The organism is Pseudomonas onubensis (genome assembly GCF_965653655.1).
Lineage (GTDB): Bacteria > Pseudomonadota > Gammaproteobacteria > Pseudomonadales > Pseudomonadaceae > Aquipseudomonas.
Genome location: NZ_CBFHAZ010000080.1, coordinates 1 through 20,177 on the forward strand (window position 1 = coordinate 1; position 20,177 = coordinate 20,177).

Below are 20,177 nucleotides of genomic sequence, written 5' to 3' on the forward strand. Positions count from 1 at the left end.
CTGGAAGGGATAAACAATCGAATAAAGGTCATTAAGCGGATGGCGTACGGTTACCGGGATAGCGAGTTCTTTTTCATGAAGATCAAGAGCGTCTTTCCCGGTAATCCGTGAAGAACCAAAAAAAAGGCCCACTACTGTCGTAGTGGGCCTTTTTTTTATCGGGATTTGGCATCCCGACAACCAACACATTCCAATGTGGGAGCTGGCTTGCCTGCGATTGCGGTTTGCCAGCTAGCTTATAGGTAGCTGACCCACTGCCATCGCAGGCAAGCCAGCTCCCACATTTAGATTTTTACCCGCCTGAAGACTTAATCGTCCATGTCTCGACCGCTGAGCAGCCGACTGATCATGTCCATCGAAAACCCGCGATAGCTCAAGAAGCGGCCTTGCTTTGCACGCTCCCGGGCATCAATCGGCAGATGGCCGGCAAACTTGCGGCGCCAGGTATCTTCCAACTGCGACTGCCAACTGATACCGCACTCACGCAGGGCCAGGTCGATATCAGCGCGTTGCAGGCCGCGTTGGCTCAGTTCTTCACGGATTCGCGCCGGGCCGTAGCCGGAGCGCGCGCGGTAGGAAACAAAGCTTTCAAGGTAACGGGCTTCGGAAAGCAGCCCCTCTTCCGTCAAACGGTCGAGGGCTGTTTCGATCATCTCGGGCTCTGCACCGCGCTGACGCAGTTTACGCGTCAGCTCGACTCGACCATGCTCGCGGCGAGCGAGCAGGTCCATCGCGGTGCGCCGAACGGCGACGAGTGTATCCAGTACCACAGTCATCGTTTGCTTCAGATATCGGTGTCGGCTTCTTCTACTTCTTCAACCGGCTCGCGGTTGGCGGCAGCTTTCACGTCTGGCGCTGCGGTCAGCAGCTTGTCGCGAATCTGCTTCTCAAGCGTGGCAGCGATATCCGGATTGTCCGCCAGGAACTTGGCCGAGTTGGCTTTACCCTGACCGATCTTGCTGCCGTTGTAGGCGTACCAGGCACCGGACTTCTCGACGAAACCGTGCAGTACGCCCAGGTCGATCATCTCGCCGTTCAGGTAGATACCCTTGCCGTAGAGAATCTGGAACTCAGCCTGACGGAATGGAGGAGCCACTTTGTTCTTCACGACTTTAACGCGGGTTTCGCTACCCACAACTTCGTCACCTTCCTTCACCGCGCCGGTACGGCGGATGTCCAGACGGACCGAAGCGTAGAACTTCAGCGCGTTACCACCGGTAGTGGTTTCCGGGCTGCCGAACATTACGCCGATCTTCATACGGATCTGGTTGATGAAGATCACCAGGCAGTTGGCGTTCTTGATGTTACCGGTAATTTTACGCAGCGCCTGGGACATCAGGCGGGCTTGCAGGCCCACGTGCATGTCACCCATTTCGCCTTCGATTTCAGCTTTCGGTACCAGGGCAGCCACGGAGTCGACCACGATCACGTCGATGGCGTTGGAGCGCACCAGCATGTCGGTGATTTCCAGGGCTTGCTCACCGGTGTCCGGCTGGGAAACCAACAGGTCGTCAACGTTGACGCCCAGCTTGCCGGCGTATTCAGGGTCCAGGGCGTGTTCGGCGTCGACGAACGCGCAGGTGGCGCCCATTTTTTGCGCCTGGGCAATCACCGACAGGGTCAGGGTGGTTTTACCGGAAGATTCAGGACCGTAGATTTCAACGATACGGCCTTTTGGCAGGCCGCCAATGCCGAGTGCGATGTCCAGACCCAGAGAGCCAGTGGAAATAGCCGGGATCGCCTGACGGTCGTGATCGCCCATACGCATTACGGCACCCTTGCCGAATTGACGTTCGATCTGACCCAGGGCCGCAGCCAAGGCTTTCTTCTTGTTGTCGTCCATTAAAGTCCTCACGTAATCAATAAGGCCTGACGGCCAACACCTGTATAAGTAGACAGTATTGTTCCACAAAGATCCGCGATCGCCTACCCCTGATTTTCGATTTCTGCTGCAGCTCGTCGCAACAAGCCCTCCAGCGCGGCCTTTACCGTTTGTCGACGGACCTCGTCGCGGTTGCCGGGGAAGTGCGCCAACTCGGCCGTCACCTCATCGCCCACGCCGAACGCCAGCCATACGGTGCCCACCGGTTTGTCCGGCGATCCGCCATCCGGCCCCGCGACACCGCTGACCGCCACGGCAAAGCGCGACAGGCTTTTTTCCTGCGCACCGCGCACCATCGCCTCCACCACTTCCTGGCTGACGGCGCCGACCTTGGGGAACAACGCCTCCGGCACGCCCAACTGGCGGGTCTTCTGCCGATTGGAGTAAGTGACATACCCGGCCTCAAACCAAGCCGAACTGCCCGGTATGCGCGTGATGGCTTCGGCGATACCGCCACCGGTGCACGACTCGGCAGTGGTGACGTGAGCATTGAGCACCTGCAAACGGCGACCCAGTTCAGCGGCCAGTTGAGTGATTTCCTTCACAGTCGTCTCCAGGAGTGGGCGGGGGTTTGCCTACCCTACAGGAGCCTATCGGCCATGCAAGTTGCAGAGTGCATCAAGACGCTAACGGCCGACGACGCGCACGCCACCTCAGGAAATGCCCAACACCGCCTTCGCCCGCGCCCACAGTTGCAAACGCTCGTCCAGCCCGTTCAGCCCGCCATTGATGCGCCGGGTGATGGTGGTGAACTGGTCTTTATCGGCAAGTTCATTCAAACCATTGCTTTGCCAGAACCATGCGGCGGACTCACACGCCCATTGCGGCTGCTCCAGCAATTGCGGTTGCTGTAACAGGCGGTCGTCGCCGAACAACGCTTGGCTGCAGGCAAGGTAATTGCGCCGCCCGGTGATCTGAATAAGCCCCCTGCCCCGGTACTTCTGTCCATCGCCGTCTGCCTCGGGGGTGTTGCCCAAACGCGCGGCCAGGGTGCCGGTGTCGTATTTGCTCAGGTATTGATCGCTGCCCAGTTCGCGCACATAGAGCAACTGGTCGGATTCGTGGCCGATTTGGGCGAGGAATGCGGCCATGCGCTCAGGTGTGATGATTTGGTGGTGTGACATGGCCGTGTTTAAGGCAGAAATGAAGACGCCGGCTTTAAGCCGCGAGCGTGGTAAGACTTTAACTAACTGTTGCTCGGACAAGACCATGTTGCCCTCCTCGGCGCTGCGAAATGAAGATCGAGCTTTGAGTGCCACGCGAACTCAGGCGTACTTTTCATTCAGTGCATACAAGATCGCGCAGGTTTCGCAATCCAGCACGCCATCATGGTTTTCAGGCCGAAAGTGCAGTTGAAAAGCCCGTACCAGCGCACTGAAAAAACCATCAGAAGTGGGCGTTTCAATGCCATAGCCATAGCGGGAAAACGCCTGAACCACTTGCTCACGCTCAGGCATTTCGCCACTGAATTGCTGGAGGTATTTATCTTTGACTGAATCGTCGTACCAGGCGCCGATTCCTGCCTGCGCAAGGTCTTTCCAGGGAAGCTTGGGGCCCGGGTCTGATTTGCGACCGACTGCGATATCGGAATGGCCTACCACATTTTTCGGCGACATGTCCGGGTAACGTTGCAGGATGTTCCTCGCCAATTGCTTGAGGGCTCTGATTTGCGAAGCCTGGTAGTCAGGGAACGTGAAAACGCCGTCGACATCCGTGGCCTGGTTAACAATCTCGATACCGATAGAGGTGTCGTTCAACCCTGAACGACCGGCCCACTGGCTGACACCTGCGTGCCACGCACGGTCCTCTTCCGCCACCAGACTGAAAATCTTCTGCCCCTTGAAGCCCGCCGCAATGTAGCTCGGATCGGTTGGATCCGGGATCAGATAATGCGCACTTGCAGCCCCGGTAGTCAGCGATTTGACCGAGCCAGAAAAGTCCAACGCGGTGTAGTGCAACACCAGGAAACGTACACGTTTGCCGTAAGGTTTAAGCGTGCGATAAGTGTTGTAGTCAATCGTAAACATAGAGCCTCCTTTTTTCCTATCCATCCTTTAGCTATTACGCAGCACACGCGCCGCGCCTTGAATTAACCGCACGCGAATGCTGCGACCTGGCGCACTCAGAGACGATGAAGTTCAATATAGTGTTCATGTGTACTCACCTATTGAGTCGAATGATTTGTCGCGGAGGATTCCGCTTTCATGTCGCTCAAAGGCGATTGCTCGAGGCTCGCGGCCTTCACATGATTTAACGTCCCGCATCGGGAACATTTGATCTGGAGCTCTGTAAACCCACCCGTGCGGGCGAGAAGTCTTTTGCAGTTACCGCATCTGAATTCTTTCAACATCTGCAAATTCCTTTTGCTGAATTACCCCTTCCGTGGGATCGAGTAGGAGGCGGGATTCAAATCCCGCCGTCCTCTCACACCACCGTACGTACGGTTCCGTATACGGCGGTTCAAGCTATGCGGCTAAGCCGGTTTATTGTGTCCAGTATTGAGACCAGTCCGAGTCGATCCCACAGCTTCTTCGGTAGCGCCTGATTCATATGTGGCGCTCCCGAGTTCCACCATGGACCTCGTCCATTGAACGCGGATTTGCAGGCACGTGCTTCGTCGAGCCCCAGACGCATTAGGTTGCGCGCCCTCGTTGAGGACTGCTTCCATTGGCGCCATGTGACACATCGAAGTTTACGGCGCATCCAGCCATCCAGCTCCTCAAGGGGCCGTTTGCTCTGGCTTAGCTTGAAGTAGCCCGCCCAACCACGTAACACCGGGTTGATCCGATCGATGACATTCGCCATCTTGTGGCCCCGCGCTCCGCGCAGCAGCTGTCTGAGCCGGTCGCGCAAGCGATTCAGGCTCATCGTGGCCACTTTCAGCTTCGGCTGTTTATGCAAGCTCATCCCGTAACCCAAGTAGTCGCAGGCCCACGGTCGTGCTACACGGCTCTTTTCCTGGTTCAGCGTCAGTTTCAAACGTTGATTCAGGAAACGCTCGACCCTGGCCAGCACTCGCTCGCCAGCACGACGGCTACGCACATAGATGTTTGCGTCGTCGGCATAGCGCACAAAACGATGACCCCGCCGTTCCAGTTCTTTGTCGAGTTCGTTGAGCAGGATATTCGACAGCAACGGTGAGAGCGGGCCGCCTTGCGGCGTCCCCTCTTGCCGTCGGCTGGCGATCCCGCCTGACATAACTCCCGCTTCAAGGTAACGGCGGATCAGTCTGAGTACGCGTTTGTCTTCGACATGACGCTCAACTTTGGCCATCAACACGTCGTGATTCACTCGATCAAAGAACTTCTCAAGATCGAGTTCCACGCACCAGCGGTGTCCCGCCGCCACATGGCTGCGGGCTGTTTTGATGGCTTGATGGGCGCTTCTGCCCGGACGAAAGCCGTAGCTGTAATCCGAGAACAGAGGGTCGAAGATCGGCGTGAGCTGTTGCAGCACAGCCTGTTGGATCAGGCGATCCACGACGCTGGGAATACCCAGTTGCCGTGTTCCACCTTTGGGTTTGGGGATTTCGACGGCGCGTACACCTTGCGGGTGATACTCGCCAGCCAGCAACCGAGCCTTGAGGATCGGCCAATACTGTTTCACGTAGCCCGCCAACTGGTCGACCGTCATGCCATCGACACCCGGTGCGCCCTTGTTGCTGACTACGCGTTGATACGCACGCTTGAGGTTAGCGGGTGCAAAGCACCCGTGCCATCAGCGTGTCCGGCTCCGCGTTCGTCCACGCCACAGACGCCGCCGATGTTTGCGCCCTGCCAGCCGTCATCCTCGGATACCGTCCGGGACTTGGAGTAACAGTTTTCTCTTGGAGAATATTCTGCGTTTCAACATTCGACGAGACTCTGACGCCTACTGGCGGCATAACCTGTTCGGCCCTTGGTGGCGCGGTTACTCGCCACTTACTACAGCCTCGGCTGACTTCTGCAGGTTCATCCCGTCGCCTCTCGACGCTCGGTAGCACAATGGCAAACGTGCAGATCTCCCAGGGTAATTCGCGCGACCTTCCTGCTTATGCCTGTCGGATCTACGTCACAGCGCTCCGTGCAAGTATTGGGCTTTGAAGATATTGGCCTTCTTACCCCGCTGTGCCGCCTCTATCCGCTTCCTGTTCGTCAGGCCAGCATTTTGCCTCGGGCTTCCTTCAGATTCGCGGTCACCCGCGACACCCTTGCCTCTGGCTAACACTTCCCCTTGCCGGGTGTGTAGAGGACTTTCACCTCCAAGTCACCAACGTGGCCACCACAGCCAAGCTGGTTGCGCTTCGCGCAACGCGCCATGCCTGGCGCACCAATAAAAAGCCCAGCGCGACGGCTGGGCTCTATTACGCAAGGAGATAGAAGATCATGGAGTCCAGTAAGCGATCTTGCCGCCTGCACCAACAGCTATAAAATTGCCGTTGCCGTAGGCGACGCTCCGGATATCGGTTCCTGCGAAAGTGTTGGCTTGCTGAACCCAGCCGATCCCATCCTCGGAAACGGCTGTCTTGCCGCCGTCGCCGACAGCTACATACTTGCCATTACCGTAAGCAATGTCGCGGATGATGGTTCCACCGAAACTGGTATCTGCAACAGCAGTCCAGTTAAGCCCATCGGGTGAATATGCCATCTTGCCATCCGCACCAACGATAAACATTTTCCCGTTGCAAAGCTTCATGGAAAGGATGGTGCTAGTGCCGAAGGTGCTGATTACGGTCGAGAATGATTGCGGATTACCCGTCGCCATCTTCACAGCGCTAAGCAGCTTCCCATTCGATCCCGCAACCAACACAAAAACGCCAATGACGTTGACGCAGTACACAGTCTCGTCAGAAGTGAAGGTCGTAGTGCGCTCCACCTGGCCTGACCAATCGCCATAACGGGAAAAGACTTTACCGTTAGACCCAACCAGTATCCAGGTCGCGTCGCTGCCGGAAATTGGCTGATAATACACAATGCCTTGCAAGTCTCCGGACGCGCGAACAGTTGCCGTAATGTTTGTCCAAGCTCTTTCAGGGCGTGCTGTGCTGCCGTAGGCCACATTGCCGGATTGAGAAACGGCTTGAAGCTGTGTCCCAAGACCGTTCCAGTACAGGTCATTGAGGACCTTTGCGCTATCAGAGGTGACGACGTCCTTAAGCTTGGTCCACGCTGTACCAGTCGCGCCTCCGCTGACAAGCTGAGTGGTTGCGGGAAGACCGTTGCCACCAGCCGCATAAAACTTGCCGTCCCCAAAAACCACGCGCCTAAGCATGCCGGTGTTATCCACCGGTTGCACTTGGGTCCAAAGATCTTGCAAGGTTTGAGACGCTGAGTTTGCGTTTTCCATTTTAAACTCCGTGACTGAGCTGATTTAAGTTCAGGCCTCTATATTGGGCGTATGGCGCTCAAAGGCGATTGCTCGAGGCTCGCGGCCTTCACCTGATTCAACGTCCCGCATCGGGAACATTTGATCTGGAGTTCTGTAACCTCACCTATTCGAGCGAGGAGTTTTTTGCAGTTTGCGCATCGAAGCTCTCTCAACATAAGTTCCTCCAACATCAGTGAACTAATGCTACGAATGACTTACCTGTTCACGCCGACAACCCATTCGCCGTGATCGAACTGCGATACCCCGTCACCGGATCGCCGACATGCACCACCTGCTTCATCGACCACTGCCCCTGCATATACGAAGGCCAGGTTTCGTCCAGCAACAACACGCCTTCGGCAGCCAATAAAGGGTTGCCAGGGCAATCGATCACCAGCTTCAAGCCTTCGCGCCCCACACGTCGCAGTTCGCCTTCAGCCACGGCACGCGCCTCGGCTTGGTTCTGGCAGCGCTGGCGCAAGGTTTTGAATGGGGCCACCCCAACTTCGACTACCTGCTGTTTGCCACCTGCGGCATCCCACCAGGTCACGCGGCTGCCCATGTATTTGGAGCGAGACGTTTCGTCGAGCTTGGCAGTGATGAAGGCCTGGTCACCGGGTCGGTTGTCCTGGGTCACGGACAGCTTCACCTGCGGTAATAGTTGCCCGGACAGCGATTTAACCTGCCCCGCCTCGGCCAGCACATACAGCTCGTTGATTGGTTTGGTGACCGCGCTGTAGCGCTTGGCAAGGCGGGTGATAAACGCCATGTCGCTTTCGTTGGACTGGTCGATATGGGCAATCGCAATGCCTTCCAACGCAGGTGCAACACGCGGTGAAAAACCGTGACGACTGACCAGTTGGCGAAACAGTGCGCCCAGCGTGGTTGGCCCGTAACTGGCCGACCGTCGCTGGCGATAACCGCTGGCGTCGAGCATGCTGAAAGGTGCGGCTGTCGCCACGATCATCAAGCGCATGGGAAACAGCACGGGCGTGCGTTGGGTGATCACAAACTCGCCTTTTTCCACCAGCGCCGACTCCTGATAACCCACGCGCAAACCGATTTTGCCGCTCAGACTGGGCAAACCTTCCAGCCCCTCGATATTGAGGGTCAACTCCAGCCGGTCAGACTCGATACCTGCGGCGTCGGTATGGCTCCAATGCATCAGGCGTTGATTGAGCAGCGCGGCATTAGCGCCATAAAACTCCACGATCGGCGTAAATCCCTGTGCCATGTTGCCTCCTTAATCCCACGCCAGAACGGGCCGCACAGCAGCCGGCCTCGCTTGCATTTCCGGCACGATGACCCACACACCGGCGGGCAGTACCGGCCCGTACTCGGCAAGCTCGGGGTTCAGACGCCAGAGGGTTTCTTCCGCCGCGTCATCGCAACGGCCCAATTCGCGGTAGAGCAACAGGTTGACCGAATCACCGGCAATACTTCGCACTCTACGCATTGACGAATTCCTCCAGTTCCATAGTCCAGGCCATGACCATGGGAGTGCCGTCATCGATCACGTTGCTTTGGGTTTCCATTACCGAATTGATCCGCCACAGGCCCCAGTTACGGCCGATGCCATCGACCAGCGGCAAGGGTGCACGCGAATTTTGCAGGGCGCGCAACTCGTCCAGGCGCTGCATGCCGATGGCGTACATCGCTGTGCCGGTGAACGTGAGCTTTTCCAGCTTCTGGCCGCTTTGCCGCGACTGGGGCTTGCTGGCAATAATCGCCAGGTCACTCCAGCCGCCGTCAGTGGTACGCACCAGCCCGGAATAGGCAAAGCCACGGGACAAGCCAAAAATAAAGTCGCCGAGGATCATTTGTTGTCGCATCAATCACCTCCTGGTGGATCGGCCAGCGCCGCGTTGCGCCGAATGCCAAGGGTGTCGGTGACCATCGGCATGCACCGAAATTGCAGGGCCTGGATCACTTGGTTGACGACTTGCTGGGCATCGGCGGGGTTCACGCCAGTAATCTGAATGCTCGGCGCGAGGGTGACTTGCACGTTGTCGGTACGCGCGGCGTTGAGCTCTTTGCTCACCGCACCGGGTGCAGGCAGGCGGTCATTTGAGCCGAACAGTTTGTCACCCAGCCAGGTGCCCGCTTCACTGCCGAGCAAGCCGCCGATAGCGCCACCGACGGCGGTGCCGACACCGGGGAAAATCAGCGTGCCAATGGCCGCACCGGCGGAGGCTCCTGCCCAGGCGCCACCGGCCGTGGTGAGGCCCGCGCCGACGGCTTTGGCGTCACCGTTGCGCAGGCCCTGGGCCACGTCCATGGCGGTGTCGACATATTTCATAGGGCCGATACGGCGGACGGCGGACGACTCGAGTTTTGCCAGCGCTCCCGACAAGCCCGCCGCCAAGCCTTTGGATGCGCCACGCGTCAGGGTTCGGTTTGCCGCAGGCGCCGCATAGGAAGTAAACGAAGCCCCCGGAGACTGGGTAGCGGCTCGCGCCGCTCGCTTGCTGTCGAACGCAAGCCGAGGTTGGCCCATAACATTGACCGGCAGCGAGACCTTGGCCGCAGCGGCGGAACCTTGGGATTTGATATCGGCCGACGTTCTGACCAGGCTGGTTTTAATCTCGCGTGATCTGGATTGACGGGTCTTCTTGCGCGCGCCGCGCGGCTTGCTTGCTGCGACCTTGGGCCGCGCTTTGTCTTTCTTCCTGGCGGTTTCGCCGACACTTTCAGGCACCTGCGCGGCGGCCGTTTCAAGTGGGCCACGAATATCCGCTGGCAGCGCTCCCGTGCAGCAGCAGTCCTTGCCCTTGCCCGCGTCTTTGCCCTTGTCCTTGTCCTTATCTTCTTTAAGCCACTTGGCGGCGGTTGGAAAGCGGTCAGCCACCGCATCAAGCGCGCGGCCGGAAAGCCTGTCCTTGGCCTTATCCCACAAACCGCTGAGCACTTCCTTGCCGACGAACTTGGCAGCATCCGCGCCTAGCTCAAGACCTTGGTCGGGCCAGGAGCGGGGCGCAGGCTCAGGCTTGACCGGCAAGCCTGTGGTGGTTGCGGTGCTGATATTTGTGTTTTTGGTCGCCAGCGAATTTTCGCTAATAAACAGTGTGCTGGTGAGCGTCTCCAGTGCCTCGCGCAAACGGACCTGCTCTTGTGTCAGGGCGTTGATGTCCACGCTGACGGTGACCAACGCCGAGGTCAGCTCTGGCTGCGGCGCAGGCTGAGGCACCGAATCCAGGCTGACAGGCGCGGCAAGGTCTGCGCTAAAAGGTGCCAGCACACTGCCAAGGTCCGCATCACCAAGCAGCCAACGTTTGTCTTCCTGGGCGAGTCGCGTTCCAAATTGACTCTCTTGCATCCCGCTTACTCCTGTTTAACGCCAAGGCGAGTGATCGCGATGTCGTAGCGGCGCAATGCTTTGCCGGCGTCCCAGTCGAGGATCTCTGCCTCATTGACCGAGTAAATCAGCGGCACCACATCGAGGATTACTTCGATGTCGCGCTGCGAAAGAAGTCCGCCGGTTGATTTAAAAAATCGTCGATGCGCTCCTGCAGTTGCGTCCAGTCGGGCACTGTCAGGCCGGCGAGATCGGGGATCATCAAACCGGTGCAATGCGCGGTGATGAACTCGGCGCGCTCTTTGTGGGTGGCGAGTTTTTTCATCACCTTGGTGGCGCGCAGGGCCGGCATTTCCAGGAGCAGTTCGGTCAGGCTGCGACCGGCCGCGTCGAGGGCCAGCAACAGCTGGACAGGCTGGTTGTGGTTCGTTTCGTCAGGCTGATCCAGGAAGAACGACGTAGGGCGTGTCGACATGTCATGTACGTACTGAGCGATGCTCACGTAGTCCGGACGCTTGAGCTGGTCGAGCTCTTTTTCCGACAGGCCGGTGGCGAGTTTCGCCAGTTCAAAAAACTGGTCGTCCTCGTCATCACCGGCCCGGGCCAGCGCGTCTTTTTGCGCGGCGTAAAACAACGGCTTGAGTTGAACCTGCTGGATCGTCGCGCCAGTGTCGGCGGTGATCGGAGACAGCAGAATGTGCAGCGGTGGCATCCAGGCCATGGGGCAATTCCTTGGTAAAAAAGTATTTGCAAGACAACACCGGTCCATGTGGGAGCGGGCTTGCTCGCGAATGCGGTCTATCAGCCACACATGTATTGACTGACACGCCGTATTCGCGAGCAAGCCCGCTCCCACACTGACAGTGTCCACTTCAGGTGCCGTGAAGGCTTACGGCATCAGCACCGCGCGGCGGGCATCGCCGAGAATGTCGACGCCGTTGAGCACGAACTTCTGGGTGCGCACGTCGATGTCGATCACCGGAATGCCATTTTCCAGGCGGTTGTAGGTGCGGCAGGACAGCTCCAGGGTGGTGGTGACCTTGTCGCCCATCTTCAGCTTCGCCTCGGCCAGGGATTTCAATTTGCCGCCGACGGTGTGGTAGGTGAAGTAAGTTTTGCCATCTTGATCCTGGCCGGCTTCACGCACGTTGAGCAGGATGTCGTCACCCAGGCGCACGCCCAGGGCTAACATGATTTCCGGGCCGGCACCTTGCAGCACTAGGGTGGCGCCGAGCACCTTACCGCTCTTGGCCATTTCTTCTGCAATAAAGCGCCCGCCGGACATGGGTTCCATGTCGAACTCGATCTTTGGTGGGGTGAACTCCTCCACCGTCGCGGACAACGGCAGGCCTTGAAGGGTGGCCGCAATGGCCTGTCTTACACGGTTGGTAAACATTAGAGAACGTCCTCCAGGAATTGCTCGATGATTTCATCGCGGGCATTGAGTTGATAAATCATGTGTTCGTTCGGCGCGTAGCGGCCGTAGTCGATGACGATGAACCAGGTGCCGTTCTTGTACTTCTCGACACTGTTCAACTCCGGGTGCAGGTACACGCTGCCGCCGGGAATGGTTTCGTCGGCCACCAGGGTTTGCAGCCAGTCATTGATGCGCTTGACCTCCTGGTCCATGAACGACTTGGTGAGGTTCTTGGCCATGGCTTTCTGGCCGGCCTTGACCAGCTTGCGGCTGATGGCATCTTCCAGGCCGACATAGCTGATGAACTTGCCGGTGATGGAGCGGTTACCCAGCAGCGAAAAACCGCCAAGGATAGTGCGCGCGTAGTAGCTCACGCCGTAACGGTTGAGCAGGTCGCCTTCGGTGGAGGTGTCGAGGATGTTGTACTCGACCACGCGGGAAACGTCCTCGGCGAACGTCACCTGGTTACCTGGGCTTTCCCATTGCTTGACCTTGGCCAGTGCGGCGATGGCCAGCGAGGATGGCGACAGGAATACGTTTTTCTTGGCTGCCTTGGAATACACCGACGGCAGGTTGTGCACCAGCAGGCAACGGTCGAAGCCGAGGTCGGCGCCGCCCAGTTCACCGCTGTAGGTCACTTGGTCAGCGACCGAGACGTCCTTGCCGTCCAGCACTACACGGGCCTTGATGCGCTTGCCAAAGGCAGCGAACTCACCGGCCACAGCCTTGGTGCCGGTGAAGCCTGGGGCACCGATGATGGTCAGGTCTTCCGGGACGCTGCTCAGAGCCGCCAGGCCCAGCTTGCGGCCGGTGGCTGGCTCGTTGCCGCCGATCACGTTATTGACGGTGTCGGCCGGGGTTGCGCCCTCCTCCACGATCACCACATAAACCGGCACTTTCACCACTTTAAGGATCTGGTACACCGCCTGAAACAGCGTGCCCGACTCGGTGCCGGTAGGGTCCAGCAGCGCCTGGGTGGTAAAGCTGTTGATGCGAAACGGCGCGTTTTTCGGAATCGACGCGTGGGCATTCGGCGCGGTGCCGACCAGGCCGATAACGTTGTCGCCCAGGCCACCCATGGCCTCGGGGGATTCAGTGGCATTCACAGTGATGCCGTTGTGCTCGAAGTTCAAAACCTCAGCCATGATTAGTCAGCCTTCTTGGGGGTGGAGTTGAGGACGCTGGTCAGTTCCAGGCGGCCGGCGGTGCGCAGGGCGGATGCTTCGACGTCGAGCAGTTCCAGCTCTTCGCCGGCGGTGGACCAATGGCCACCTCCGGTGGGGAATGGGATGAGGACGGTGTAGGTTTGGCGGTTGGCCATGGGTAAGTTTCTCCAGACGCAAAAATGCCTTCTGAACAAGAAAATTCAGTGGGCGAAAAAAAACCGCTTTCGCGGTCGTGTCAGTCACTGGGTTGGCGCTACAGGCCAATCGATTGAGGATGGGAAACCTGCCTGCTTATCGAGGCGGTTCAGTTCGACTCGATACAGCCTCCAGGCTTGCAGCCGTGCCAACTCGTCATCGGTTGCCTTCCCCAACTCTTGTGCATCCAACAGCGGTGCGATGCGTATCGCCGCGACTTGCAGTAGCTCGTCTCGACGTTGCAGCGTTTCACTGCTAACCAGCAGTGCCATAACCTCAGCCGCATCGTCAGACGACAAACCGATATGCTGAAGACTCTCTGCGTCTGGATTGACGTAGATCGAGCCCTTGTAAGTAACTGTTCTCACTTAAAAACTCCTTATGCAGAAATAGTTGTATAAACCTGCCTGGCGGTGTAGGAACCTGGCGCCAAAGTAAGCAGATTATCCAGCGTTGCCCCAGCGCCGAAACCAACAATAGACACGCTACTGATATCAACCATTTTAGGCACACCGACATTCACGATTGTGCTCTGTGTCCCACCTTTACTGATTGTCGTCTGCGCAAGGCTAAGTTGAATAAATCCGTAATACGTGCTGAACAGCGGCACGTCTTGAACAACGACTTCACACTTATGAAAGAAGAGTTTAAAACTCACACTCTCACCAAAACCACCGTCGCGAGTAAACAAACCTCCGTAATCGGGACCGTATTGCGTCACTCCATTAGCCAGCCCAGTTTCGATTCGGCAGTCCGTAAACTTGATAGACATCTCGGTGAAGGCAGAGAACCCACCACACACATAAGTATTGGAATCAGAAAAGCGCGCCAATGCCCCGCGCACAATTGGTTTAGAGGCTTCCGTACCGTAGGGCACAAATAGAATCGACATATTATCAACGTTGGTGCCGCCCAGGCCCCGACCGACTTCATAAACCTTACCGCGTCGCAAAAAAATAGTCGCGGAGCCGCACAACATAACTCTGCTCACCGCCGCCGCAATAGTTTTAAGCGGCTTATCGGGAGTCAAACCACTATTAGTGTCCACACCGCTGGAAGAGTCGACATATAACGCCTTGTTAACCTCTGCTCGAACAGCAGCTGGAACCTGTTCAGTTGCCGCAGCGACGCGCTGATCTATCAATGAAATCTTTTTATTGACCGTGTCCGTCAACGCATTGCATGCCGACACCAAGCCGGCGATTACCGTTTCCAAACTCATCGTTAAACTCCCTGTAAAATATCTATTTGGTTTCCATACTCATGACGCGAAACAAAACCCCCACATGCCTCGCCATGTTGTCAACGCTGGCTGCCGCCAGTTGAGCGAATTCTTCGGTCAATAAGACATTGAGGTTTTCACTGCCCACTACCACCGTCACACTGTCTGTTGGCAACGGCGAAATATCCAGCGTGAACTTTTGCAGCACCCGTGCCGCCGACGCTTTATAGGTCAGCAACTTCCCCGCTACGGAATACACCGCCAGCAAGGTCCCACTGGCGAGGTAAAAACCGAACTCGCCAATTTCATACTCGGCCTCGCCGTCAAACAGCGCGGCCATCCTGAGTTGCCGGTCGCCCAGGTCCTCGTAATCCACAATGGCGACCCGCTGGCGTTCATCACGCAAGGCCACTTGCGCGCCGTCCGGGTTATAGCGGCCAGTACCAGCGCCGATGTGGGTGATCTCGCCTTTCAATCCCTGGTTCTTTGCCTGCAGCACTTCATCCAAACCCTTGGAGGTGAAGCGCACCAGGCGCGTAATGTCATCTGTCATGGCTGCGCCCTGAGGTCGTAGTCGTTAATGGTGTAGTGCTGGGCAACCCCAGCGCTGTTAAGCCGGGCAACCAGCGCAACCTCCGGCAGCGCTCCGTCCAGGTACAACTCGCCGTCACTTAACGGCGCATGGAGGACTTGAGTGAGCGCAAGCCGCCCTTGGGTTTCGTGCACGATGGTGATGGTCGCCTGGTCCCGCTCGCTCTTGGCCGCGTTGATACGGCGAATCAAACGATTGTGATCACCGCTGGACCAACTGCGTCCGATGATCGCCTGCACGTCGAAGGTGTAGGGCATATCCCTTGGCCGCTGCTGATACCAGGCGCTGATGTTGGGGGTGAACCCCAGCGATTCCACCGCATGACTCAACGCCTTGGGCGTGCCTGCCTGACGCTGGATCTGCCAGGACAAGGCCACGGTCAGGCGCTTTTCGGTTTCGCTGGCGTCGGCGTCCCATTCACTGACGCCGCGGTCGGCGGCCAGGTACGGCAGAAATTCGCCCGGGGTTTGCAGTGGGTTCATCAACGCCGGAAACGGTGGCATGACCCGGTCGAGCAATTGCCCGAATCCCACGTCCAGAGCCTTTTCCAACGGTGAGCTGTTGGCTGGCAACAAACTCGCTTTGTGCTCACTCATAACGTGCGCACCTCCACCTCGACACCCGTGCAATACGGGGCCTGGAAGGCGTTGCTGATAATGGGTTCGAGCGGCTCAACGATCTGTAACTGCGCGGCACCGGCGCTGTGAATCGCGTAGTCGATCCAACTGGGGTCTACCCGCCCTTCGAGGCGATGACAAGACTCTGCGTAATCTTGCAGCAGTTTCTGCGCCGCTACCTGAGTGAGCCCCGAGTCCGGACCGGCGTTGATCTTGGCGACCACACGGATTTTGTAACGCAGGATTTGCGCAGCTTGCACGCTGACCAAATCCGTCTCCGGCCGCACATCCGGCCGTGCGAAATGGCGGCGAACACCGTCAAGCAAATCGGCGGATGGCGTGCCGTCGCTCTCACGAGCAAGCACCGTGACCATCACTTCGCCGGGCGCCGTTCTACGCGCATTGCCGTCCTTGACCTGCGCCGCATAGCCGTCCGGGTCAAAGGTGTAGCTGACCGTCACCACGCCCGGCGTCGCGCTTTGCACCTTCACCGACGGCCGTTCACCCAGGGTAAAAACCTCTCGCCGATACTGCATCCGCGAGCCGGCTGCCGGTGCATGGGGTGCCAGGTAATAACGCAAGCGAGCGTCGTCGTCACTCTCCAACGTCGGCGGCACCGGCGGAAACGCAGCCGGGTCGCCGGGGTCGAGCACTTGGCGTTCCAGGCCCATATCTGCCAGGCGCGCATCCAGGTTGCTGCTGGTGGCCCACCACGCCAGCATCTGCTTGATACGCGCATTGTATTTACGTTCGTGGGTTTGCAGCCTTACACAGAAGGCTTCCAGGGCCAGGGTCAGCAACTCGCTTTCGTTGTCGAGGCTGACCTTGAGTTTGGCTGCGCTTTGCGGCGCTCGGGTGGCGACGTAATCGACCACAAACGCCTTGAATTCGGCCAATAGCGGCTCGAACTCATCCACCGCAATGATGGCCGGTTCCGCCAGTTGGTTCTGGCCGGGGATCAGCATGCTCATGTCACGACCTCGAAGGTTTGTTGGCGGTTTTTCCAGCTGCCGGCGAAGCGCAACAGCAGGCCGGCGCCTTGGCGGGTGGCGACGATGACCTGGGGTTGAAAATCGCCGATGCCGTTGTGGCTGTTGTAGAACGCCTGCGCGGCGTGGCTTTGGGCGAGGATCAGCAGGTCGTCGCCAAGGTTCTGGCCGAGCAGCTGCGGGATCAGCGAGCCATATAGCGGGCGTTTCTGACGAGTGCCCACGGGGGTGGTCAGCGCTCGGGTAGCGCGCTGCACAAATTGCAGCCAGTCATCGACGGCTGCCCCGGTGTTTCGATCGATGCCGAGCATGGGATGTCCTTATCGGGGGCTGATGACGCGGCCTTGGTGATCGACCAGCGGGCCGCTGAAGTGCGCGCCGCCAGCGTCCAGTACCAGGCTGGTGCCGCCGATTTGCACGGCGATGCTCTGGGGAGTGATCGTCAGGCTGGCGGCGCCGACCTTCACGTCGACTTGTTCACGGGAGCCGCTGAAAGTGGTGGGGCCGTTGACCCAGTTGAACGTATGGCTGGCGTCGTCGTAGTCGCTTTGGGTGCCGTCCTGATGGCGCCTTCGGGTCAATGTGGCAACGTTGGAGGCTGGCGGAAACAGACTACTGTTGAGACCGAACAAGGCCACAGACTGGCCACCGCCTTCGCCGCCGCCGTAGTTGAGCAATAGGCATTGTTCACCCACGGACGGGATGCGTGTTTCGGTTTGCGCACCGGCGCTGGGGTTGAAAAAACGGATTGCCGGCGTGAGCAATTCTCCGTGGCTGACCTTGCAGGTATTGCTGGCGGCGTCGACCGACTGACACGTGCCAATCCGGCAAAAACTCTCGGCGCGTCGATACAGGTCTTCAAGTTGGGTTTCCATCTCTGCCAGGCGTTCGACAATCGGCCCCAGCTGCATGCGTAACAGCGCGTCGAACATGGGCTACTCCGCCAGTGGTTTGTATTGGTCGGGATCGTCGATATCCGCCACTTCCCAGGAGCGGGCAAACAGCGGCTGGCCGGTAGGATCTGTGAGTAATACCGGCCCGATGTAGAGGGTTTGGGTGAAGGAGACAGTCCAGGTGTCGTAGTCCGTTTCTGCTGCTGTTGCAGCAACCGGAGCGGCGACGATATTTATCGGCAAATCGCACTGGGCCAAAGGCAGGCCCCAACGGTTATCCAGCACCTGATCCATAAGCTGGCTCGCCAGGTCGCAGGCATCAAACGGCAGCGCACCCGGCGCCACCATGGCCCGGAGCGAAATCGTCAGGGCGTGAGCCTTGCGCCCTTCACGAGAGCGAATGCCCGGGCCATTGCCTTCGACCGTGATCAACACGCCGGTTTTATCCAGGGCACCCTGAAAATCCTGGTGATTGCCGACCTTCAAGACCGGGAAGGCCGCATGCAGCGCCGCGCTAATGGCAAGGGGCAGTTGGGAGGGTTTTTCGATAAGGGTCATATTAAATAGCGTCCTTGCAACGGTTACTGCGGGTCTTGACCGGAGCCTTGGTTGACCCCGATGCGCTTGGCCGCCCAGCGTTCATAAAGGCCGATGGCGACATCGGCACCGGCCATTGCGGTGAGGCAACCAATAGCGCCAGCAGTCCAGATCGACATGCCGGCGGCGTAGCACAGCATCAAGGCTGAAACCCCGCACACCATGCACGCGCCGGAGCGCAGGGCCAGGCGACGGATCAGCGACCAGCCACGTGCGCCTTCTTTGTCGGCGCGCCACATTTCACCGGATACACCGCCGATCACTGCCAATACGATGACCAGCCAGATAGGCATTTCCGCTAACGCTTGTTGTTCATTTGTCATGTCACGCCTCCTGGCTGAGCACTCAATAGTCCATTTTTCATTTACACATGCTTCGATAGGTCGGCATTCCAAAAAGCCCGGTTGCCCGGGCTTTTCAGTAATGATTTCCTCGAACGTTCGGCGCTACTGGCGCGGTACGGTTCTTTCCTCAATGTTTTTTCCGGCCACGATCCCTGTCTGCCGGATAACTGCTTCTGGTGCTTTACGCTGCACACCCGGGTCAGTTGCCAACCCTCTGAACCGTTAAGGCCGGTTCATCGCTGCCTGTTTTTTTAAGCGGTGTAACTAAAGAGCGTCGGCATCCTTGCCGGTGTTGCCTGGCATCCCTGCCATCGCTTTGATGGCGTCCTTGCCGATGTTGCGTGGCTTCCTTGTCACTTTCCTTGTCACTTTCCTTGGCAGCATCCTTGCCGCCTCCACCACCTTGTTGGCTGGCTTGAGATGGAGAATATGCATGTATGCATATACAGTCAATGCACAAATGCATTTATTTTTATTCAAGGAATGCATCAGTGCATTTATAGCCTGATGGGCCAGGGGTTTGCCGGTTTTTTAAGGTCGAAAAAAAGCCCGCACAGGGGCGGGCTTTGTCTTACGCAAGAAGGTTAACGGGCGTACATGCCCCACCAGAACACATGGCCGAGGATGCTGATTTGCTCATCCTGGATATCCTGGAAGCTGTAGTCCTCGTCCGGGTGCTCATCGCGATTAAAACTGCGCAGGCGAATCCCGGAAGGCAGGCGGTAGAGCTGTTTCACCCGCAATTGACCATTGTGATTGATGGCATACAAGTCGCCATCGACGATGTCACCAATGCCGCTCTTGCCCGCATTCACCCCAACCGTCGCGCCGTCGCGCAGCACCGGCAACATACTGTTGCCACGTACTGTCACGCATTTGGCCTGGTCAAACTGCACACCGTTGTGGCGAAGGCTGCGCTTGCCGAACCGCAGGCTGGCCTTCTCGCTTTCCTCGATGACGAATCTTCCTGATCCAGCAGCCAATTCAACCTCGCGCAGAAAGGGGATCGACACCTCGTCATCATTAACGGGCGTGTCGTCGTCCCACAGGCTTATGTCCTTGAGTTCCGAATGCATCGGGTCGCGCCCGTCATCGCGCCCAACGCCCAGCGCCGCGCGCCCGCGCAGGTGGTCGGTGCTGACGCGGAAGTACTCGGCGATGCGCGAGATGTGCTTGTCCGACGGATCAACGATCTTGCCGCTGAGGATCCGCGAGAGTGTGGATTGAGGCACGCCGGTACGCCGGTGAAGCTCCGTGGGGGAGATCCGGTCGCGGTCCAGCAGCTCTCTTAAGACGGTTGAAACGTTGCGTTTTTGCATAACGGCGATAGTGCCGGGGGTTTTCGGGGTTGGCAAATGCTAAATTGCATAATTTATGCATTTTTGTTGCATCCCCAGCTATTCGTAAAATGATCATTAAAGCTAAAAGCCTCCGGCCTAGAAGCTCGGGCCTGCTTGCGTATAGGCTCTGCGCAACAGACCACAACAATACCTCTCTTCGTTTTTGTGGAACTACACAGACGCGTAATGCATACGCCCAGGCTTTTCTGGCAGAAGTAAAAAAATCAGTTCCGAGGCGTTACCTTGAGTCTGTGTAGCTTGACTGGATCGCACCATTGCCGG

At 58.0% G+C, this 20,177-nt stretch carries 28 protein-coding genes and 1 pseudogene; 1 reads left to right on the forward strand and 28 read right to left on the reverse strand.

Features of this window, described 5'->3' with window-relative positions; all coding sequences use genetic code 11:
- On the forward strand, positions 1-111 hold a 111-nt coding region (locus ACTD9P_RS21825), incomplete at its 5' end, for a transposase (protein ID WP_036984840.1).
- A 197-nt stretch (positions 112-308) separates the two neighbouring features.
- Here the strand turns inward: ACTD9P_RS21825 and recX are convergent.
- The 28 genes and pseudogenes from recX to ACTD9P_RS21965 form a co-directional block, all read right to left on the reverse strand.
- The gene (gene recX, locus ACTD9P_RS21830; protein ID WP_034118389.1) at positions 309-776 is read right to left on the reverse strand and encodes a recombination regulator RecX; all 468 of its coding nucleotides are present in this window, start codon (positions 774-776) and stop codon (positions 309-311) included.
- Positions 777-784: 8 nt separating this feature from the next.
- A complete protein-coding gene (recA, locus tag ACTD9P_RS21835; RefSeq protein ID WP_003189042.1) occupies positions 785-1,843 on the reverse strand; it encodes a recombinase RecA in 1,059 nt (352 codons plus the stop codon).
- A gap of 83 nt (positions 1,844-1,926) precedes the next feature.
- The gene (locus ACTD9P_RS21840; protein ID WP_099548533.1) at positions 1,927-2,427 is read right to left on the reverse strand and encodes a CinA family protein; all 501 of its coding nucleotides are present in this window, start codon (positions 2,425-2,427) and stop codon (positions 1,927-1,929) included.
- 108 nt (positions 2,428-2,535) lie between these two features.
- Positions 2,536-3,093, reverse strand: coding sequence for a glycoside hydrolase family 19 protein (locus tag ACTD9P_RS21845; RefSeq protein WP_438869324.1), 558 nt, complete (start codon positions 3,091-3,093; stop codon positions 2,536-2,538).
- A gap of 54 nt (positions 3,094-3,147) precedes the next feature.
- Positions 3,148-3,909, reverse strand: a complete 762-nt coding sequence (locus ACTD9P_RS21850) for an N-acetylmuramoyl-L-alanine amidase (protein ID WP_438869325.1) — start codon at positions 3,907-3,909, stop codon at positions 3,148-3,150.
- Between the two features lie 137 nt (positions 3,910-4,046).
- Positions 4,047-4,238 carry a zinc finger domain-containing protein gene (locus tag ACTD9P_RS21855; protein WP_082238708.1) on the reverse strand — a complete coding sequence of 64 codons (192 nt, stop codon included), beginning with the start codon at positions 4,236-4,238 and terminating at the stop codon, positions 4,047-4,049.
- A 104-nt stretch (positions 4,239-4,342) separates the two neighbouring features.
- Positions 4,343-5,765: pseudogene (gene ltrA, locus ACTD9P_RS21860) on the reverse strand (group II intron reverse transcriptase/maturase).
- Positions 5,766-6,244: 479 nt separating this feature from the next.
- On the reverse strand, positions 6,245-7,207 hold the full coding sequence (locus ACTD9P_RS21865; protein ID WP_438869326.1) for a DUF6242 domain-containing protein: 963 nt from the start codon (positions 7,205-7,207) through the stop codon (positions 6,245-6,247).
- A 38-nt stretch (positions 7,208-7,245) separates the two neighbouring features.
- A complete protein-coding gene (locus ACTD9P_RS21870; RefSeq protein WP_438869327.1) occupies positions 7,246-7,404 on the reverse strand; it encodes a Com family DNA-binding transcriptional regulator in 159 nt (52 codons plus the stop codon).
- 47 nt (positions 7,405-7,451) lie between these two features.
- Positions 7,452-8,462 carry a phage late control D family protein gene (locus ACTD9P_RS21875; RefSeq protein ID WP_438869328.1) on the reverse strand — a complete coding sequence of 337 codons (1,011 nt, stop codon included), beginning with the start codon at positions 8,460-8,462 and terminating at the stop codon, positions 7,452-7,454.
- Positions 8,463-8,471: 9 nt separating this feature from the next.
- Positions 8,472-8,684, reverse strand: a complete 213-nt coding sequence (locus ACTD9P_RS21880) for a tail protein X (protein WP_017137071.1) — start codon at positions 8,682-8,684, stop codon at positions 8,472-8,474.
- Positions 8,677-9,060: a phage tail protein gene (locus tag ACTD9P_RS21885; protein WP_438869329.1), complete on the reverse strand. Its 384-nt coding sequence runs from the start codon at positions 9,058-9,060 to the stop codon at positions 8,677-8,679. Before ACTD9P_RS21885 ends, ACTD9P_RS21880 begins: the two co-directional genes overlap by 8 nt.
- On the reverse strand, positions 9,060-10,544 hold the full coding sequence (locus ACTD9P_RS21890) for a glycine zipper domain-containing protein (protein ID WP_438869330.1): 1,485 nt from the start codon (positions 10,542-10,544) through the stop codon (positions 9,060-9,062). The genes ACTD9P_RS21885 and ACTD9P_RS21890 overlap by 1 nt, the downstream gene beginning before the upstream one ends.
- Before the next feature lie 127 nt (positions 10,545-10,671).
- Positions 10,672-11,244, reverse strand: a complete 573-nt coding sequence (locus tag ACTD9P_RS21895) for a phage tail assembly protein (RefSeq protein WP_438869331.1) — start codon at positions 11,242-11,244, stop codon at positions 10,672-10,674.
- Between the two features lie 168 nt (positions 11,245-11,412).
- A complete protein-coding gene (locus ACTD9P_RS21900) occupies positions 11,413-11,919 on the reverse strand; it encodes a phage major tail tube protein (protein ID WP_058421630.1) in 507 nt (168 codons plus the stop codon).
- The gene (locus ACTD9P_RS21905; RefSeq protein WP_438869332.1) at positions 11,919-13,085 is read right to left on the reverse strand and encodes a phage tail sheath protein; all 1,167 of its coding nucleotides are present in this window, start codon (positions 13,083-13,085) and stop codon (positions 11,919-11,921) included. The genes ACTD9P_RS21900 and ACTD9P_RS21905 overlap by 1 nt, the downstream gene beginning before the upstream one ends.
- 2 nt (positions 13,086-13,087) lie before the next feature.
- On the reverse strand, positions 13,088-13,261 hold the full coding sequence (locus ACTD9P_RS21910) for a hypothetical protein (RefSeq protein WP_163005422.1): 174 nt from the start codon (positions 13,259-13,261) through the stop codon (positions 13,088-13,090).
- An 84-nt stretch (positions 13,262-13,345) separates the two neighbouring features.
- Positions 13,346-13,669 (reverse strand): tail fiber assembly protein, encoded by a 324-nt coding sequence (locus ACTD9P_RS21915; RefSeq protein ID WP_236708794.1) that lies wholly within the window; start codon positions 13,667-13,669, stop codon positions 13,346-13,348.
- 11 nt (positions 13,670-13,680) lie between these two features.
- Positions 13,681-14,523, reverse strand: a complete 843-nt coding sequence (locus ACTD9P_RS21920; protein ID WP_438869333.1) for a hypothetical protein — start codon at positions 14,521-14,523, stop codon at positions 13,681-13,683.
- A 22-nt stretch (positions 14,524-14,545) separates the two neighbouring features.
- A complete protein-coding gene (locus tag ACTD9P_RS21925; RefSeq protein ID WP_438869334.1) occupies positions 14,546-15,076 on the reverse strand; it encodes a hypothetical protein in 531 nt (176 codons plus the stop codon).
- Positions 15,073-15,711: a phage tail protein I gene (locus ACTD9P_RS21930; RefSeq protein WP_438869335.1), complete on the reverse strand. Its 639-nt coding sequence runs from the start codon at positions 15,709-15,711 to the stop codon at positions 15,073-15,075. Before ACTD9P_RS21930 ends, ACTD9P_RS21925 begins: the two co-directional genes overlap by 4 nt.
- Positions 15,708-16,703: a baseplate J/gp47 family protein gene (locus tag ACTD9P_RS21935; protein ID WP_438869336.1), complete on the reverse strand. Its 996-nt coding sequence runs from the start codon at positions 16,701-16,703 to the stop codon at positions 15,708-15,710. The genes ACTD9P_RS21930 and ACTD9P_RS21935 overlap by 4 nt, the downstream gene beginning before the upstream one ends.
- Positions 16,700-17,032, reverse strand: coding sequence for a phage baseplate protein (locus ACTD9P_RS21940; protein ID WP_438869337.1), 333 nt, complete (start codon positions 17,030-17,032; stop codon positions 16,700-16,702). Before ACTD9P_RS21940 ends, ACTD9P_RS21935 begins: the two co-directional genes overlap by 4 nt.
- A 9-nt stretch (positions 17,033-17,041) precedes the next feature.
- Complete coding sequence (locus ACTD9P_RS21945) at positions 17,042-17,653, reverse strand: phage baseplate assembly protein V (protein ID WP_438869338.1); 612 nt, start codon at positions 17,651-17,653, stop codon at positions 17,042-17,044.
- 3 nt (positions 17,654-17,656) lie between these two features.
- Positions 17,657-18,172, reverse strand: a complete 516-nt coding sequence (locus ACTD9P_RS21950) for a hypothetical protein (protein ID WP_438869339.1) — start codon at positions 18,170-18,172, stop codon at positions 17,657-17,659.
- A gap of 23 nt (positions 18,173-18,195) precedes the next feature.
- Positions 18,196-18,534, reverse strand: a complete 339-nt coding sequence (locus tag ACTD9P_RS21955) for a phage holin family protein (RefSeq protein ID WP_053254660.1) — start codon at positions 18,532-18,534, stop codon at positions 18,196-18,198.
- A 285-nt stretch (positions 18,535-18,819) separates the two neighbouring features.
- Positions 18,820-19,035 (reverse strand): hypothetical protein, encoded by a 216-nt coding sequence (locus ACTD9P_RS21960; RefSeq protein WP_438869345.1) that lies wholly within the window; start codon positions 19,033-19,035, stop codon positions 18,820-18,822.
- Between the two features lie 104 nt (positions 19,036-19,139).
- Positions 19,140-19,874, reverse strand: coding sequence for a LexA family transcriptional regulator (locus ACTD9P_RS21965; RefSeq protein WP_081321508.1), 735 nt, complete (start codon positions 19,872-19,874; stop codon positions 19,140-19,142).
- Between the last annotated feature and the right edge of the window lie 303 nt (positions 19,875-20,177).

Coding starts and splice junctions, on each gene's coding strand:
- recX (WP_034118389.1), bottom strand. CDS start 776: ATGACTGTGGTACTGGATACACTCGTCGCCGTTCGGCGCACCGCGATG.
- recA (WP_003189042.1), bottom strand. CDS start 1,843: ATGGACGACAACAAGAAGAAAGCCTTGGCTGCGGCCCTGGGTCAGATC.
- ACTD9P_RS21845 (WP_438869324.1), bottom strand. CDS start 3,093: ATGGTCTTGTCCGAGCAACAGTTAGTTAAAGTCTTACCACGCTCGCGG.
- ACTD9P_RS21850 (WP_438869325.1), bottom strand. CDS start 3,909: ATGTTTACGATTGACTACAACACTTATCGCACGCTTAAACCTTACGGC.
- ACTD9P_RS21865 (WP_438869326.1), bottom strand. CDS start 7,207: ATGGAAAACGCAAACTCAGCGTCTCAAACCTTGCAAGATCTTTGGACC.
- ACTD9P_RS21870 (WP_438869327.1), bottom strand. CDS start 7,404: ATGTTGAGAGAGCTTCGATGCGCAAACTGCAAAAAACTCCTCGCTCGA.
- ACTD9P_RS21875 (WP_438869328.1), bottom strand. CDS start 8,462: ATGGCACAGGGATTTACGCCGATCGTGGAGTTTTATGGCGCTAATGCC.
- ACTD9P_RS21880 (WP_017137071.1), bottom strand. CDS start 8,684: ATGCGTAGAGTGCGAAGTATTGCCGGTGATTCGGTCAACCTGTTGCTC.
- ACTD9P_RS21885 (WP_438869329.1), bottom strand. CDS start 9,060: ATGCGACAACAAATGATCCTCGGCGACTTTATTTTTGGCTTGTCCCGT.
- ACTD9P_RS21890 (WP_438869330.1), bottom strand. CDS start 10,544: ATGCAAGAGAGTCAATTTGGAACGCGACTCGCCCAGGAAGACAAACGT.
- ACTD9P_RS21895 (WP_438869331.1), bottom strand. CDS start 11,244: ATGGCCTGGATGCCACCGCTGCACATTCTGCTGTCTCCGATCACCGCC.
- ACTD9P_RS21900 (WP_058421630.1), bottom strand. CDS start 11,919: ATGTTTACCAACCGTGTAAGACAGGCCATTGCGGCCACCCTTCAAGGC.
- ACTD9P_RS21905 (WP_438869332.1), bottom strand. CDS start 13,085: ATGGCTGAGGTTTTGAACTTCGAGCACAACGGCATCACTGTGAATGCC.
- ACTD9P_RS21910 (WP_163005422.1), bottom strand. CDS start 13,261: ATGGCCAACCGCCAAACCTACACCGTCCTCATCCCATTCCCCACCGGA.
- ACTD9P_RS21920 (WP_438869333.1), bottom strand. CDS start 14,523: ATGAGTTTGGAAACGGTAATCGCCGGCTTGGTGTCGGCATGCAATGCG.
- ACTD9P_RS21925 (WP_438869334.1), bottom strand. CDS start 15,076: ATGACAGATGACATTACGCGCCTGGTGCGCTTCACCTCCAAGGGTTTG.
- ACTD9P_RS21930 (WP_438869335.1), bottom strand. CDS start 15,711: ATGAGTGAGCACAAAGCGAGTTTGTTGCCAGCCAACAGCTCACCGTTG.
- ACTD9P_RS21935 (WP_438869336.1), bottom strand. CDS start 16,703: ATGAGCATGCTGATCCCCGGCCAGAACCAACTGGCGGAACCGGCCATC.
- ACTD9P_RS21940 (WP_438869337.1), bottom strand. CDS start 17,032: ATGCTCGGCATCGATCGAAACACCGGGGCAGCCGTCGATGACTGGCTG.
- ACTD9P_RS21945 (WP_438869338.1), bottom strand. CDS start 17,653: ATGTTCGACGCGCTGTTACGCATGCAGCTGGGGCCGATTGTCGAACGC.
- ACTD9P_RS21950 (WP_438869339.1), bottom strand. CDS start 18,172: ATGACCCTTATCGAAAAACCCTCCCAACTGCCCCTTGCCATTAGCGCG.
- ACTD9P_RS21955 (WP_053254660.1), bottom strand. CDS start 18,534: ATGACAAATGAACAACAAGCGTTAGCGGAAATGCCTATCTGGCTGGTC.
- ACTD9P_RS21965 (WP_081321508.1), bottom strand. CDS start 19,874: ATGCAAAAACGCAACGTTTCAACCGTCTTAAGAGAGCTGCTGGACCGC.